We start from the raw sequence: 16,363 nt of genomic DNA, 5'->3' as shown, positions 1-16,363 counted from the left end.
TGGATATATTGTCTTCCCAGTCCGAAGATCCGTATCAAACATCTAATCAGCTTACTGTTGATCCAGCGGATGCCGCTGAGAACAAAGTTATTGGAATTGTTGCCTACATTATTTTCTTCCTGCCCCTCATCGTTGCCAAGCAATCACGATTCGCCATGTACCATGCAAATCAAGGCTTATTGTTGCTGATAGTCTGCTTAGCTTGCAATATTGTCTTGGGAGCTATACCGATTATTGGCTGGATTCTGCTGCCTATTGCCAATCTGGGAACCCTTGTATTAACGATTTTGGGTATTATTAATGCAGCGAATGGTCAATTAAAGCCTTTGCCTCTGATCGGTAAATATACGCTGATCAAAACACCATAGAACCTATAATGAATGTATGAACAATCCGACTTCTTTGTGAAGTCGGATTGTTTTTATTGACAATAATGCTTATACTATGGCATATTATATATATAAAATTCACTTTACCGCTTAAAAGCAAAAAAGCGTTAAAGAATGATAAAGCAGACCGCTGCGGTCTGACTAACGGAGTACTGACAGAAAAGGAGCAAATTCAGATGACAAAGGATCTTAACCACAAAATTTTGGATTGCACGATTCGTGACGGGGGACTCGTCAATAACTGGGATTTCAGCGTAAAAATGGTTCAGGATATGTATGCGGGCTTAAGTGAAGCCGGTGTTGAATATATGGAAGTTGGTTATAAAAATTCGGCCAAGCTGTTAAAGGGTGCAGATGCCGGGCCTTGGCGTTTTTTGAATGAGGATTTCCTGAAAGAAGTTATCAAAACCAAAACCGATACGAAGCTGTCTGCTTTAGTCGATATCGGTCGTGTAGATGAGAATGATATTTTGCCGCGCGAGCAAAGCCATTTGGATATGATCCGTGTAGCTACTTATATCAAGGATGTGGACAAGGCACTGGAGCTGGTCAATAAGTTCAATAGCTATGGCTATGAGACGAGCATTAACATTATGGCTCTTTCTCATGTTATGGAAAACGAATTAACCGAAGCTTTCGAGGATATTGCTAAAAGCCCAGTAGATGTCGTTTATGTAGTCGATTCCTACGGCAGCATGGACAACCGCGATGTCGATTACATGGTGACCAAATTCCAAAATCTGCTTCCTAACAAGAAGCTTGGTCTTCATATGCACAACAATATGCAGCTTGCGTTCGCTAACACACTGGTAGGTGCTTCCAAAGGCGTTGAGTTTCTAGATGCTTCTGTCTTCGGTATGGGCCGCGCCGCTGGTAACTGCCCAACTGAGCTGTTGGTAAGCTACCTGAAAAATCCGAGATACGAGATTCGTCCTGTATTGGATTTGATCGAAAGACATTTGATTCCAATGCGTGAAAAAGTGGAGTGGGGCTATATTATCCCTTACATGGTTGCTGGCGTATTGAACGAGCATCCACGTGCTGGTATGGCTCTGCGTTCAAGTGCGGATAAGGATAAATATGTTGAGTTCTACGATAAGCTGACTTCCCCGGAAGCTATGCCTACTAATCATCACTCCGACTAATCCATTTATAAGCTCATATGAAAGGGCAGGTGCTTCGGCAGCCTGCTTTTTTGCATGTGCTGATGTCACACTTATCCATTATAAGACACAAAAAAGCAGCCGGTAGTTTCCGGCTGCTTTGGTCTATTTCAACATTAGCTATTAACGAAAATCAGGTGGGATTCTGCGAGCAACACCCGTACGAATGGCGGCCTCGATCACAGCATGACGAACATTAGTTACGACCTGCTCGTTAAATATACTTGGGATAATATAAAGCTCATTCAGCTCATCCTCGCTCACGACAGATGCAATGGCACGCGCAGCAGCCAGCTTCATTTCCTCATGAATTCGGCGTGCTCTGCAATCCAATGCCCCTCTAAAAATTCCCGGGAAGCACAAAACATTGTTGATCTGGTTCGGATAATCACTGCGCCCTGTAGCTAGCACCCGAACATGTGCTTGGGCAATTTCAGGATCGATCTCCGGCTGCGGATTAGCAAGTGCAAACACGATCGCATCACGAGCCATTGACTGCACATGCTCAACCTTCAGTAATCCGGCACGAGACACCCCAATGAATACATCAGCACCATGAATGACCTGATCCAAGCCTCCCGCAATGTCATCAACCTGCGGTTGTTCAGCGAGCCACTGCCACATAGGTTGATCATAAGTTTGACCGCGGACAATCGCACCGTCACGATCAACCGGCACAAGCCGCTTAACCCCTGCCGCTAGCAGCATTTTGCAAACCGATACACCAGCAGCCCCAATCCCGTTGACTACAACACGTATGGATTCGATCGGCTTGTCCACTACCTTCAGCGCATTAATGAGTCCCGCCATCATAACTACAGCAGTTCCATGCTGATCATCATGAAATACCGGAATGTCGAGCTCTTCCTCCAGACGGGATTCAATCTCGAAGCAGCGCGGCGAGCTGATATCCTCCAGATTAATACCCCCAAAGATAGGACTGATCGCCTTCACAGTACGAATAATTTCCTCTGTATCCTTCGTGTCCAAGCAAATCGGGAACGCATCCACACCAGCCAGCTGCTTGAACAGCATCGCTTTCCCTTCCATCACCGGAGCTGCAGCCTGCGGCCCAATATCACCGAGTCCCAGAACAGCTGTGCCATCCGTTATGACGGCTACTGTATTTCTTTTTATCGTTAAGGAATAAGCCTTAAGCGGATTTTCATGAATAGCGGTGCAAACGCGGGCTACCCCTGGTGTATACACACGGGACAAATCATCGCGATTTTTGATCGGCATACTCGGTTGAACTGAAATTTTACCGCCTAGATGAGCAAGAAAGGTACGGTCTGATACATTGATAAGTGTGATACCCTTCAGTTCTTTAATCGCTTGAACGACTTCAGCTTCTACCGAATCCTGCACATCTACTGTGATATCCCTAACCGAAGATTCCTTGCCTACACGAATAACGTCAATCGAGGTAACATCCCCACCTACCTGACTAATTACTGAAGCGACATCCCCAAAAGAAACCTGATCATGCGCTAATTCCACCCGTAAAATGATACTTGTATTTGCCATAAAATCCTCCTTTTGTTCATTATAATGAACTTAGTTCAAAATACCGTTTTTTCTATCATATCATGGTGTCTTTTTAGTTACAATGCTAAATTTTGATTATGCATAAAATATTTCGAAAACCATGGCAACAATTACCACTAAACTATGGCTATTTAGCCGTCGATATAATGGGTACCCCGCCAAATCCATGGACAAGCCACGAAGCTTATGAAGCGGTGCAGTCCTTTAGCATAGCTATCCATTGGCTACTTATCCCATTGTGGCTTTCAAAAGGGTTCGATGTCAAATCAACAATTTCGATAGCCAATTACAGCTTTTTTTATCAATTGCCCCGCAAACCTCGTTCTCTTGCTTATAAGCATTGAGAATGTTTATATACATAAGGTTTGAAAACATCAACTGGAGGTATTACATTTTGAAAAAACATCTTGCGACATTGCTGTTAGCCACTACTCTCACAACAAGCGTCGGTCTACTCGTCCCCAACCAAGCCGATGCTTCATCAGCCGTCATTGTCAGCAGCGTTAACTTCAGAACTGGAGCGTCCGTCGATTCAAGCAGCAAAGGATTTTTGAAAGCCGGAGAAACTGTTGAAATTTTATCTAAAATCAATGACTACTGGTACCAAGTCCGTGATTCCAAAGGAGAAACCGGCTATGTATCAACTAGCAGTCAATACATAAAGGAGTCCTCTTCTGGTGGCAACGGCACCATCGATGCTTCATCGGCCGTCATAGTCAGCAGCGTTAATTTCAGAACTGGAGCATCAACGGATTCAAGCAGCATAAGATTTTTGAAAGCTGGAGAAACAGTCAAAATTTTGTCCACTGTCAATGATTTTTGGTACAAAGTCAGTGATTCCAAAGGAGTTACTGGTTATGTAACCACCAGCAGCCAGTACATAAAGGTGTCCTCTTCGGGCGGCAGCAGCGGCGGCGGTAGCAACAGTGGTGGTGGCAACAGTGGAAGCGGAAATAATAACGGAGGCAGCACCAACACGGGTAACATTATTAATAGTGTTATCCAAGCAGGCAAATCCTATTTGGGTACTCCTTATGAGTATGGATCCGATCGTTCCAACACTAGTACTTTCGACTGCTCTGATTTTGTACGCCAGGCTTTTATAGATGGTGCGAAGATCACGCTGCCAAGCGACTCCAGACAGCAGGGTGACTACGTCCGTAAAATCGGTAAAACCACAACCAATTGGAAAAACCTGAAGGTAGGCGACCTGATGTTTTTCATGGATTACAAAGGAGTAAGCAAATCCGCATATCCAAGCAATACAGCCAACCAGCGTATTTCACATGCAGGCATCTATTTAGGTGATGGTAAAATATTGCATACCTATTCCAAGGATTCCGGTGGAGTCCGTATCGATAATATCGAAGGCAAACATTGGGAATACCGCTTCATATTCGGCGGAAGCGCTCTTTAAGAAACAAGCACCTGATTCATTCATTAGTAGCGCCGCGCAGCGGTTGAAAGTCTGAAATAAAAAAAAAGCAGGTGCTCGTCCATCTTTTGGACGACCATCTGCTTTTTTATTATATGCCAAAGATCGCATCGATCATCGGCTTGGTATCTCCACCTGGATACATCACATACAGAAGAATGAATACGGCTACACCTGTAGGTGCTGTTAAAAGCCAAATAACGGCTGTCCAACGCCCGATTTTGCGATGTTTGGCGAATCTTTGCTTGTAGGCAAGCAGCAGGGTAACAATACCGAATACGCCGCCTGTCGTAGCCAAGGTAATGTGAAAAAATAAAAATAAATGATAGGGAAGCTTTAAATACTCGGGACCCCCAAAGCTCGTATTGCCGACGAACAAAGTTCTCGATAAATAAATAATAAAAAATGCTAGTGCGAACACCGCACCCCACACCATCAGCTTTTCATGTGTCTTACGATTTCCTTTCACAATCTGGTACCATCCACAGGCGACAAAGATCGCACTGATCACAATAAAGCTGGTGCTGATCGTTGGTAAAATAGGCATACTGAGTCCCACCTAACCCATCATAATTTAAGCTCGATTCATTTGAATAGAAGGCTGGGCTTGTTGATGTTGACCTAAAGACTCATTCTTCAGATCTTCCTCCGCTTCTATTTTGCGTTCTCTCCGATACCAACCGAAGAAGGTATACGCAAGTGCGATTCCGTACACAATCTCCTGAACAATTTTCATAATGACCCCGCCAAGCTGCTGGTCATCAAGAATGGACATGAACAAATACTGCTCAGGAACGTTAGCATAGGCTTGATACATCGGTGACCCTGCAAATATGATTAATGCACAAGCCGGTGTCAACAAGATACCGTTAACAAAGATATATCCCATCTTCTTAAGCTCGGACATGCGATTATATTCGGGCAACGGACAAAACACAGGAAACCACAACTGGAAAGCGGCCAATAGAAAAATCGCTTTGTACAGCTCGTGAAGTGGCATGTTCGCCATTAAAGTATCCATAATGATCGGAATATGATAAAAGGAGAACACCATATTGAACACGAACAAAGAAATCAATGGCGCTGTGAAAACCTGCATAAAAGCCTTCATTGCTCTCGGTTTCAATAGAGGTCGCAGCAGCCAGCCAGGCGAGCCTAACAGCAGCAGTGGAGGTACAATTAAATAAAGAAACGATTGCTGCAGCATATGAGCGCTAAAGCTGTAGAGATGCGAATACAAGCTGAGAGGAGACCCCTCTGCCACGTAGTACATCAGCAACCCCAGATAAAAGTATACTTGTTGACTCCCCTTCACAGGTGCGGTATCCGCAAAACGATGGCGCCAACGAGTTACAGTCAAACCGTACAGCCAACCGATGATGACAACTATGAGGAGCAACCCCGGACTCCACAGATTAGCAAAACCTGCTGACATGATACTACTACCTGTCGTGTGCTCCATATGACCCATTGCTTCCATGTTCATGATGATTCTCCTTTCTCACTACCTTAATTTCCTGCTGTCCTTACTTTGTGAAAAATAGTGCATACTTAGTATAAAGAAGAAGAGGCTTTTATTTCTAAAAGCCTCCCCCTACTTACCACCAAGTCCAGTATACGGCTGCCGCTACTGCAGTTAAAGCTACGATAAATCCAAAAATAATCCCTACAATTGGAAACAGGTGTCCTCTTTCTTTCATGTGCATCCAATAGGCTAACTGGAAAATCGCTTGAACGATTCCAAGACCAACCAGGAAAAGAATAAGAAACCAACGGTCCAAACCGCCATAGAGTACAGCGGCAAAGGCCAGCATTGTTAAAAGAATCGATACAATATAAGACAAGTAATGGTTCTTAGGGCTTTCCGCTTTATGGCGCTTAGCCGCTGGTGTTGCATGCTGTTGGCTGCTCATTTACGGTCCCACCTTCCCCAATAAGTACACTACGGTGAAGATAAATACCCATACTACGTCGATAAAGTGCCAATAAAGTCCGGCAACGTAATACTTAGGGGCAGTTACGACTGTCAGTCCTTTTTTGAACGAAGATATTATCAACAAGGTGATCCACAGTACACCGAACGCGACGTGCGCTCCATGGAAGCCAACGAGTGTATAGAAGGAAGTGGCAAATGCACTCTTCGTAAAGACATGGCCTTCATGAACATATTCCATGAATTCGTAAATTTCTAGACCAAGGAATCCTAGTCCGAGCAATACGGTAACAGCCATCCACAAATTCAGCTTTTTCAAATCATTACGATGCATAGCCATTGTTGCAAATACACTTGTCAAGGAACTCGTTAACAAAATAAAAGTGGAAATTCCAACCGTTGTCAGGTTGAAAATTTCTTGTCCAGTAGGACCGTCAGGAACCTGATTGCGCAAAGCGATGAACGTTGCAAACAACGTACCGAACAATACGCACTCTCCGCCAAGGAAGAGCCAAAAGCCTGTGACTTTATTTTTGCCTTCCAATGTCGCGGTTTCCGCGTGAGGTGGCAGTGCACCGCCTACTTCATGATGCGCACTCATGCCTTAGCCCCCTTATCTTCAAGTTCTTCCGGCTCAATATGAAAGCCCTTGTCATCATATACGGAACGAAGGAACATACAAGCCAGCATGATGCCTCCACCGATAATCGCGACAGAATACGTGTGATACATAAAACCAAAACCTGCAATAAAGAATCCGATCGAGAACACTAAAGGCAGGATCGAAGCAGATGGCATATGAATCGAGCCAATTGGTTCGGCAGGAGTCATTTCCTTGTTGCCGGCCATTTTTTCTTTCCACAATGCATCCAAACCACGAACCAACGGTGTTTGTTTAAAGTTATATTCAGGTGCAGGTGAAGGAATCGACCACTCCAGGGTACGACCATCCCAAGGATCTGCAGGTGCATTTTTCGGTTTGCTTGCTGCCACGATCACATTGATCAGGAATACGATAGTACCTATACCCATCAGGAAAGCACCAATCGTACTAACAAGGTTACCTTCTTCAAGCCCTACGCCAGGCTGGTATGTAAATACGCGGCGAGGCATCCCCATAAGCCCTAAGAAATGCTGCGGGAAGAAAGTCAGATGGAACCCGATAAAGAACGTCCAGAAGTGAATCTTACCAAGCGATTCGCTAAGCATGCGACCGAACATTTTAGGCCACCAGTAGTAAAGACCTGAAAATAAGCCCAATACAAGTCCACCAACGATAACGTAATGGAAATGCGCTACAACAAAGTAAGTATCATGATACTGATAATCCGCCGGAGGAATGGCTAGCATAACCCCAGTCACACCACCCATAACGAAGGTTGGAATGAATGCTGTTGCAAATATATTTGCTGTCGAGAACGTAATTTGACCGCCCCACAAGGTAAACAGCCAGTTAAAGATCTTAACGCCTGTAGGTACAGCAATGGCCATAGTCGCAATCGCAAAGATTGCATTACCGATGGGTCCAATACCCGCTGTAAACATATGGTGAACCCAAACCATGAAGCCGAGGAAACCGATCAGCGCTGTTGCGAATACCATGGAGCTGTATCCGAAAAGACGCTTTTTGGAAAACGTACTGACGATTTCGGAAATAATTCCGAAAGCAGGAAGAATCAAAATGTATACTTCGGGATGCCCGAAAATCCAGAACAAATGCTCCCAAAGTACAGAATTCCCACCCTTGGAAATTTCGAAGAAAGCACCACCGAACAAACGGTCAAACATCAGCTCAACCAAACCAACCGTGATCGCTGGGAAAGCGAACAGGATCAAAGCGGAAGTAATAAAAGCTGTCCATGTAAACATCGGCATTCTCATGTAAGTCATGCCTGGTGCACGCATATTAATGATCGTAACGAGGAAGTTAATCCCCCCGATTAGTGTACCCAAACCTGCAATTTGCAGACCTAGCACATAAAAGTCGACGCCATGATAACCGGAAGTGGTATCAATGATTGTTGATAATGGAGCGTAAGCTGTCCAACCGGCGGTAGGAGCACCACCCAGAAACCAGCTCACATTCAGCATCACACCACCAAAGAAGAACAACCATAAACCAAGTGCATTAACAAACGGGAACGCAACATCTCGTGCTCCAATCTGGAGTGGAACAATCGCATTCATAAATGCAAATATAATCGGCATCGCGGCAAAGAAAATCATGGTTGTACCATGCATCGTTGTCAGAGCATTAAACGAATCGCCGACAAAAATATGCTGATTAGGAAACGCGAGCTGAATCCGGATCAAAATAGCTTCCAAGCCGCCCAGCAAGAAGAAGAAGCCGCCTGCGATTAAATACAAAATACCGATCTTTTTGTGGTCAACCGTAGTTAACCAATCCATAATTCCACTGTAGTGCTTTACTGGATGAGAGTTTGCCAACGTATTTTACCTCCTTTTTACCAAAATCGTCCTTATTTCAGAGCATTCAAATATTTAATAACATCGTTGATCTGTTGATCCTGAAGCGGTTTCGATCCTGTAGGACCAAAAGCAGGCATTTTATTACCCGGTTTAACAGACTGAGGATCACTAATCCAATCATGTAACGCCTTATCACTGACGTCTTTACCATCTTTATCTTTACGAGCCAACACACCTGCAATCATTTCACGTGATGCAAAACCGTTCAGGTTAGGTCCCATCCCAAGGCCTTCGGGACTGACCGCGTGACAGGCGAGACAGTTATCTTTAAACACTTGTTCACCATTCCGTGCATCTGCAGAAATTGCAGCAGGAGCTTTCATTTTATCTACCCATTTGGTAAAATCGGCTTCGGTCTTCGATACTACCTTGAAGTCCATCAATGCATGTGACGCTCCACAGAGCTCCGCACACTTACCCAAAAATACATCGGCATCATCAGCTTCAAAATACATCGTGTTAGTCATGCCTGGATTGGTATCCTGTTTACCTGCAAGTGAAGGCACCCAGAAGGCATGCAATACGTCTGCGGAAGTAATTTCAAAGGCAATTTTCTTACCTTTTGGAATAACCAAATCCTGTGCTGTTGAAATTCCCAACTCTGGATATTCAAACTGCCACCAGAATTGATGCGCCGTTACTTTTACATGAACCGCATCCTTGTTGCCAATATGATTATCAGCAAGCTTAACGGTGTAGCTCACGGTTGGCACAGCCAGAATGAGCAGCAAAATAATAGGCACTACCGTCCATATAATTTCTAGAACGTGACTGCCTTCCACTTGCTTCGGAATAATATCTTTATCGCCTTTTTTCTTCCGAAAGCGTACGAGCACATAAATGTAAATCGCAAATACAACCACGGTTACCAAGACCATGATGCCCAGACTCAGCTCCATCAAAAACAGCTGATCTCTAGCTACCGGACCTCTTGGCTTCAACGCTGAAAGCGTGTCGCTCCCACAGCCCGATAATAGCAACATTAACCCGACAAGAGGGATGTAACGCCACAGATTCTGCCATCGATTCATCTAATTAATCCCACCTCTAAAGCAAATATTTTTCGAACAAAAGGTCACATATTGTCAATGAGCCTATTTACCATATTAACTATAAATTCGTACCTCTTTTTTGTCAATCAATCTGAAGAAGTTCACAAATTGTTCTCAACCTGCGCCGCTGCCCGCTTTTTTCTAAATATGCCTCTCTGATTTTATACCCTTGTTAAAGGTATTTTATGCATGGGTTTGTTTTGAACTTCCACGCATAATTCTGTTTCTTTGATGAATGCTACTACAATAGTGCGAGTTCAAGAAGGTAACTTTTTGAACATCCTTTTTATAAGTAAATAAGCTCAAGGAGGACTTTATGCATATGCAAAACCTGCGTCTTGGCCTAACCTTTCTTTGTATCAGCTCCATGCTGGGTCTGTGCGGCTGCTTCAGCATCTATGATCAGAACAGTGCTACGAATTATGGAAGCCGGACTGGAAATGCTCCACAGAACACAACACGTGCTTATCAGACTGAGCAGCAAAATTCAATCGTATCCCATCACCATTCCACACTGGAATTGAATCAGGCTTTGGCCGATAAGGTCGCAGCTATGAATGGCGTTAACAGCTGTATCGTGATGATGGCTGATAAAACGGCTTATGTCGCTATCTTGATTGATAATACGGCATCAGGAACAAAAAGCGGTCCGCTTGAAACGAATAATGCGGGAACCATAAGGGGTTTGTACAATCCGGCAAAACCATTTAATGATTACATGGACCCTAACCTGCTGACGAACGGCAACAATAATTATGAAACCGTCCGATATCACGACCAAATTACCCATTTGTTCAAGCAAAAAATTGCTGAAAAAATCCGCATGCTGCAACCGCAAGTATCTGACGTGTATATATCCGCAAACCGTGACTACGTGAATGAATTAAACCGATTAGCCCAGGAGGCCTGGAGTGGTCATGATTTGAAGCCTTATTTGCCGGAATTCGATGCTTTGTCTGAACGTATTTTTGGCACACAACCTACAATTCCGACCCAGTCCGAGCAATAAACCTGTCAACAGCCCCTCAAAGTTTCCCTTCATTAATATATATGAAGAAACAGAGAGGGGTTTTTGTCGCGAATTGCGGGGATGGCTGGTTTCTTTTTCCTACCGATTCCTGTAGAATGCAAGGTAAGCGCCTTGAAATACTTACACATTAGTGGTTTGAATAGTGAGCCTGTTTGCACGTATACCCTGCAGTTGCAAGATGTGATCAAGGAATGAACCGATAGATGAAGGAGATAACAAACAATGAAATCCAATATGTTCACCGCACTTGGTGTTAGTGAAGAAGTTGCGGAAGCACTAGCACAGCAAGGCTATACAGAACCGACGCCCATCCAAAAGGAAGCCATTCCGATTGTATTGACGGGTAAGGACATTATCGCTCAAGCACAAACAGGAACAGGTAAGACTCTAGCTTTTGTGCTGCCGATTCTGGAAAATTTCGATCCTGTCAAAAATTATACGCAGGCTATGATTCTGACGCCAACACGCGAGCTGGCTATCCAAATTACAGCTGAGGTGCAAAAATGGGCTCCGCTTAAAGGCATGAATGTACTGGCTGCCTACGGCGGACAAGATGTCGAACGACAGCTGAAAAAGCTCGCTGGTACCATTCATTTGATCATTGCGACGCCCGGACGACTGCTGGACCATATTCGCCGCGAAACCGTTCAGTTGAACAAGCTATCTACCCTTGTGCTTGATGAAGCCGATCAAATGCTGCATATGGGCTTTCTCAAGGACGTTGAGGAAATCATCATGCAAACACCGGTTAAACGACAAACTCTGCTTTTCTCCGCAACGATGCCGACACCGATCCGCAATCTCGCCAAAGGTTATATGAGATCACCACAGGAAGTTAAGGTCAAATCCAGACAAATCACGCTCACAGAAATCGAGCAAATTGCTATCAAAACAACAGATCGCGGAAAACAGGATGCTCTTGTTCATTTAATGGAAGAATTACGTCCTTATTTGGCTATGATTTTCTGTCGAACCAAGCTTAGGGCCGCTGAATTGAATCAGGCTTTGCAGGAAATGGGCTATGTATCCGATGAGCTGCACGGCGACCTAACCCAAGGGAAGCGCGAGCAAGTGATGAAAAGGTTCCGTGATGCCAAAATTCAATTTTTGGTCGTGACGGATATTGCCTCGCGAGGCCTTGATGTGGAAGGCATTACCCATGTATTTAACTACGATATGCCGCATGATACCGAGGCTTATATTCACCGAATCGGTCGGACCGGACGGGCGGGTCAGCGTGGGATGGCGATTACGCTGCTAACTCAGCGTGATATGAAGACGCTCGCTGAAATCGAGCAAGGCATTAACGCACAGCTGCCGATTCGCACGATGCATGCTGACGGCGAGCTGAGCGCGGAGCAAACCAGCGGGCGCAGCCGTGCTGTCCGCAGCGGCGATAAGGATCGCGTGAGCATGAGCACAGAGCGAACGGAGCGCGATGGTGTGCGTGGACGCGGGGAGCGAGGCGGAGCGCGTCGCGGAGCTGCGGGCGCAAGCGATGGGCCGCGCCGAAGCCGCAGCGGCTTCGGCGGCAACACGCCAAGCGGGCGTGGACGCCCAGGCGCAGCCGGCGGCGGACGCGGTGCGGATGCAGGCGGCTGGCGCGATCGCAGCGGCGAGGAGCGTGCGCCACGTGGCGAAGCGCGGCCAAATGCAAGCGGTGCACGTGCAGCGCAGAGTGGCGCGCGACGTGGAGACGCAAGCGGCGATGCCGAACGTGTGCGCGGTGGCGGTGAAGAAAGAGGCTTAGGCGGGATCTTCGGTAAACCCGGAGCTCCGAATCGAAATCGTGATCGCGAATACGGTTCACACAGCCGATCAGGAGGCGCTGCCCGCTCAGAAAGACCTGCGCGTGAAAGTGCTGAATCCACAAATAGCCGTGCCGGAGCAGGCTCATCCCGATACGGTGCTGGTGCAGGCCGTACCAATAGCGGAGCTGCAGGAACTGCACGCGATGGTGGAGAATGGACAAGCAAACGTGATGCGCAGCAGCGGGCAAAGGCAAGCACAGGCCGTGGAGCTGCGGGTGCTCGCGGCAGTGATCGTTCCGCTGCACCAAATGGTGGACGTCAGGATCGGAATCCACAATCTGCTTCAGCCAAAAGAGGCTCTGCACCCGCTAGCCGTGCTGCACGTCCAGGCAGCAAAGGAAGCGGACCAAGAGGTCGCAGCGGACGCTAAAACCTTGATTTATCGAACATAAATACAGAATGAAGCCTTTACCGTGAGAGCGAAACCATGTAAAATAAAGGTTACGCAAGATCTTCTCAACTCAAGGAGGGGCTTCTATGTACGAATTAAAGGACCATGATATTATTTTCATTTTTACAGGCCCCAATGGTGCCGGTCGCAAAACCGTAGCACAAATGTTGGGAGATACGCTTGGCATGAAACAAGTTCTTTCGCACACAACAAGAGCACCCCGATCTGGAGAAGAGGACGGACTGGATTATCATTTTGTAACTTCTGAAGCTTTTACAAAGGCACAGCAGAACAACGAATTTATTGAAGTCATTGAATTAGATGGAAATCGGTATGGCGTTCTGGAGCAGGATCTGGCTAATTCCCTGCAAGCGCATGGGGTCATTTATCTGGTTCTGAACCGGCAAGGTGCGGATACCGTGAAGAAGCTTTATGGACGAAAGGCAGTTCGTATATTCATCTATACGGATCGGCAAACCATTATCAAACGCGAGGAGCTGCGCGGCTATTCCGCAGACAGCATTGAGAAGTCCACAGCCCATTACGATGAAGAGATGGCCTACAAAGAGCAGTGCGAGCATATTTTCGAAAATCTCGATTTGGCTCATACCGTATTCGATTTGACCAAGACTTTGGACGACAACTACTTGCACCGTAATCTAGTTGATAAGGACTAGGCTCAACAGCACATACTTAAAGACCGATGCTTGCGCGGACATGCGCAAACGGTCTTTTTTTGTAATATTAGAATTGATACGTTTTCAGCGGAGCCGACTCATTATGATGCCTTGTCCCTTTTGTACGAGGCGGTGAAGCCGTTAATTTTTGCATAGAAAGGTGGCAATTCATTTGCACATTGTATCCATCGAACCAACGCCAAGCCCGAATTCCATGAAAATCCAGTTAGACGAGCGTATTCCAGATGGTATACGTACGACTTATTCCAAAGCAAATATCGATCAAGCTCCATCATTTATCGCCAAGCTGTTCGCGATCCACGGAGTCAAAAGTGTTTATCACACTGCCGACTTTCTAGCTGTCGATCGAATTGGAAGCACAGATTGGCAGCCGATATTGGCACAAATCCACGAAGCATTAGGCGGTGCCCCCTCAGCCTTGGATAAGCTGCAACCTGCAGCAGATGCGCCTGATCCAAGCAGCATTTCCTCATTCGGGGAGGTTCAGGTGCTGCTGCAGCACTTTCGCGGCATTCCCCTTCAGATTCGAGTAACGAGTGGAATGGAGCAGCAGCGGGCTGGACTGCCACAACGCTTTAGTGAAGCCGCCATCCAAGCTGCCTCTGCTTCTCCCAATTTGATCAAGGAACGGTCCTTGGAGGATTGGGGTATTCGGTATGGCGAGCTTAAGGAAGTGCTTGAGGAGATTATTCAGGAAATCGATGCGGCTTATGATGAGTCCCGCCTTCAATCTCTTATTGAGCAGGCTCAGCAGCAAGGTGGTAAGACGGTAGAAGGTGCGGCAGCTGTAAGCTCTGCAGGACGCGCCACCCTTTCCAAAGAGGAGCTTCAGCTGCAATTAGCCTCCGCTGATTGGAAGCAGCGTTATGCAGCTTTACAGCAAATAAAACCATCCGTCGAAACGCTGCCTTTATTGACGCATGCACTTAAGGATGAAAAATCATCAATACGACGTCTAGCAGCTGTTTATATAGGTGACCTGAAGGACATGTTGGATGTGCTGCCTTATTTGCAGCCTGCACTTGAAGATTCAACGGCTTCGGTACGCCGTACAGCAGGTGACACACTGTCGGATATTGGCGATCCAGGAGCTGTTCCTATGATGATGAAAGCACTGCAGGATCCGAATAAGCTGGTTCGTTGGCGGGCAGCGCGATTCCTGTACGAAGTCGGAGATCAACAAGCACTAGCAGCGCTGCGTCCAGCCGAAGATGATCCTGAATTTGAGGTCCGTATGCAGATCAAAATGGCGATAGAGCGCATCGAAGGCGGACACGCGGCAGAAGGCTCCGTTTGGCAGCAAATGACTCGTAGGTCTTAAAAATAGATCCGATCATAGGTTTGGTTTCAGACGAAATAACCCTCTAATTCACTTATAGAGTGATTTGAAGGGTTATTCGTCTTACATTCGTATTGATGTATCCTATTATTTATTGCTTTATTAACGTTTCACCATGCTTCAGTATCCGCAGCTTCTCTACGGGCAGCTCTCTCCTGCTCCACTCCGCATACAAACGATCTAATGCTTCGCGAGGTGTATCGTCTGCCAATCGAAAGGCTCCATAATGCATAGGGATAAACTGCTCCGCCTGCACATCGATGAAAGCTTGTATCGCCTGCTCAGGCGAAACATGCTGCAAGGACATAAACCATTCTGGCTCATAAGCTCCAATCGGAAGCAGCGCATAGCGGATCGCATACCTTTCGCCGATTTGCTGGAAGCCGGGAAAGTAGCCGCTGTCCCCGGCAAAATACACAGCTTCACGCTCCACATCTGTACGTGTCACCGGCTGAATCACCCAACCGCCCCAATGCGAGCGATTAATATCAAAAGGCGTCCGGCGCGTCCAGTGCTGCGCAGGCACAAAGTGCAGCTCGATACCATCGAGCTGTACTTGACCCCACCAGCTCAGCTCGGTTACATGAGCATACCCTCTAGCCCGCAGCTTGCCGCTCAGTCCCTCAGGCACATATAAAGGTGTATCCTTGAACGCGCGTAATGTACGCATATCCATATGATCATAATGACTGTGTGATATTAGCACAGCATCGATACGAGGCAGCTCCTGCATACGTAAGCCTGGTGGTGCCAGTCGTTTCTCCAGTCCCATTCGCTCCGACCATACCGGATCTGTCAGCAGGTTCATACCACCCATTTGAATAAGAAAGGTTGAATGTCCGATCCAGGTTATCGTCGTACTCTCCCGGTTACTCCTTAGGAAATCGACTTCCTTCTGTTCACAGGTAGGCACTATATAAGATAAGTCCTTAATTTTTTCCTTACGCTCCTTACGCCATTGACGTAAATCCTTAAGAACCTTGCCGTGGCGAACTCCATTCATATTTTCAAAACGTTTCCCCTTCATCGTCTTCCCTCCCGCTTGACGTCTTTTCTTTACTATAGCTGTTTCCACAACGTGACG

The 16,363-nt window shown here is 46.3% G+C and carries 15 protein-coding genes; 7 read left to right on the top strand and 8 right to left on the bottom strand.

All coding sequences use genetic code 11. From position 1 onward, the window contains the following. Nucleotides 1–8 precede the first annotated feature (8 nt). Together BM210_RS25130 and BM210_RS25125 are read left to right on the top strand one after the other, a co-directional pair. On the top strand, nt 9–368 hold the full coding sequence (locus BM210_RS25130) for a DUF4870 domain-containing protein (protein WP_091174781.1): 360 nt from the start codon (nt 9–11) through the stop codon (nt 366–368). 197 nt (nt 369–565) lie between these two features. Continuing rightward, entirely contained in the window at nt 566–1,534 is a 969-nt protein-coding gene (locus BM210_RS25125) for an aldolase catalytic domain-containing protein (protein ID WP_091174779.1), read from the top strand. 141 nt (nt 1,535–1,675) lie between these two features. On the opposite strand, the gene BM210_RS25120 is transcribed toward BM210_RS25125, so the two are convergent. Further along, on the bottom strand, nt 1,676–3,079 hold the full coding sequence (locus BM210_RS25120; protein WP_091174778.1) for an NAD-dependent malic enzyme: 1,404 nt from the start codon (nt 3,077–3,079) through the stop codon (nt 1,676–1,678). A 415-nt stretch (nt 3,080–3,494) separates the two neighbouring features. Between BM210_RS25120 and BM210_RS25115 the strand changes: the two genes are divergently transcribed. After that, entirely contained in the window at nt 3,495–4,517 is a 1,023-nt protein-coding gene (locus BM210_RS25115; protein ID WP_256224003.1) for a C40 family peptidase, read from the top strand. A 109-nt stretch (nt 4,518–4,626) separates the two neighbouring features. Here the strand turns inward: BM210_RS25115 and BM210_RS25110 are convergent, their stop codons facing one another. From BM210_RS25110 to coxB, 6 genes are all read right to left on the bottom strand, one after another. Continuing rightward, on the bottom strand, nt 4,627–5,082 hold the full coding sequence (locus BM210_RS25110) for a DUF420 domain-containing protein (protein WP_091174775.1): 456 nt from the start codon (nt 5,080–5,082) through the stop codon (nt 4,627–4,629). Between the two features lie 27 nt (nt 5,083–5,109). Beyond that, entirely contained in the window at nt 5,110–6,021 is a 912-nt protein-coding gene (locus tag BM210_RS25105) for a cytochrome c oxidase assembly protein (RefSeq protein WP_256224002.1), read from the bottom strand. Nucleotides 6,022–6,133: 112 nt separating this feature from the next. Then, nucleotides 6,134–6,448: a cytochrome C oxidase subunit IV family protein gene (locus BM210_RS25100; protein WP_091174773.1), complete on the bottom strand. Its 315-nt coding sequence runs from the start codon at nt 6,446–6,448 to the stop codon at nt 6,134–6,136. After that, a complete protein-coding gene (locus BM210_RS25095) occupies nt 6,449–7,069 on the bottom strand; it encodes a cytochrome (ubi)quinol oxidase subunit III (protein WP_091174771.1) in 621 nt (206 codons plus the stop codon). Then, on the bottom strand, nt 7,066–8,916 hold the full coding sequence (gene ctaD, locus BM210_RS25090) for a cytochrome c oxidase subunit I (protein WP_091174769.1): 1,851 nt from the start codon (nt 8,914–8,916) through the stop codon (nt 7,066–7,068). Before ctaD ends, BM210_RS25095 begins: the two co-directional genes overlap by 4 nt. A 32-nt stretch (nt 8,917–8,948) precedes the next feature. Further along, entirely contained in the window at nt 8,949–9,989 is a 1,041-nt protein-coding gene (gene coxB, locus BM210_RS25085; RefSeq protein WP_091174768.1) for a cytochrome c oxidase subunit II, read from the bottom strand. Between the two features lie 337 nt (nt 9,990–10,326). Between coxB and BM210_RS25080 the strand changes: the two genes are divergently transcribed. From BM210_RS25080 to BM210_RS25065, 4 genes are all read left to right on the top strand, one after another. Beyond that, nucleotides 10,327–11,019 (top strand): YhcN/YlaJ family sporulation lipoprotein, encoded by a 693-nt coding sequence (locus tag BM210_RS25080; protein ID WP_256224001.1) that lies wholly within the window; start codon nt 10,327–10,329, stop codon nt 11,017–11,019. A 243-nt stretch (nt 11,020–11,262) separates the two neighbouring features. Then, nucleotides 11,263–13,221, top strand: a complete 1,959-nt coding sequence (locus tag BM210_RS25075; RefSeq protein WP_091174766.1) for a DEAD/DEAH box helicase — start codon at nt 11,263–11,265, stop codon at nt 13,219–13,221. Between the two features lie 107 nt (nt 13,222–13,328). After that, a complete protein-coding gene (locus BM210_RS25070) occupies nt 13,329–13,919 on the top strand; it encodes a guanylate kinase (RefSeq protein WP_091174764.1) in 591 nt (196 codons plus the stop codon). Between the two features lie 172 nt (nt 13,920–14,091). Continuing rightward, complete coding sequence (locus BM210_RS25065; protein WP_091174762.1) at nt 14,092–15,261, top strand: conserved virulence factor C family protein; 1,170 nt, start codon at nt 14,092–14,094, stop codon at nt 15,259–15,261. 109 nt (nt 15,262–15,370) lie between these two features. Here BM210_RS25065 and BM210_RS25060 read toward each other — a convergent pair whose 3' ends face one another. Further along, nucleotides 15,371–16,306 (bottom strand): MBL fold metallo-hydrolase, encoded by a 936-nt coding sequence (locus BM210_RS25060; RefSeq protein ID WP_091174760.1) that lies wholly within the window; start codon nt 16,304–16,306, stop codon nt 15,371–15,373. Nucleotides 16,307–16,363 lie beyond the last annotated feature (57 nt).

It is taken from the genome of Paenibacillus sp. 1_12, from assembly GCF_900114475.1.
GTDB lineage: Bacteria > Bacillota > Bacilli > Paenibacillales > NBRC-103111 > Paenibacillus_S.
This window is presented reverse-complemented; position numbering and strand designations above follow the sequence as displayed.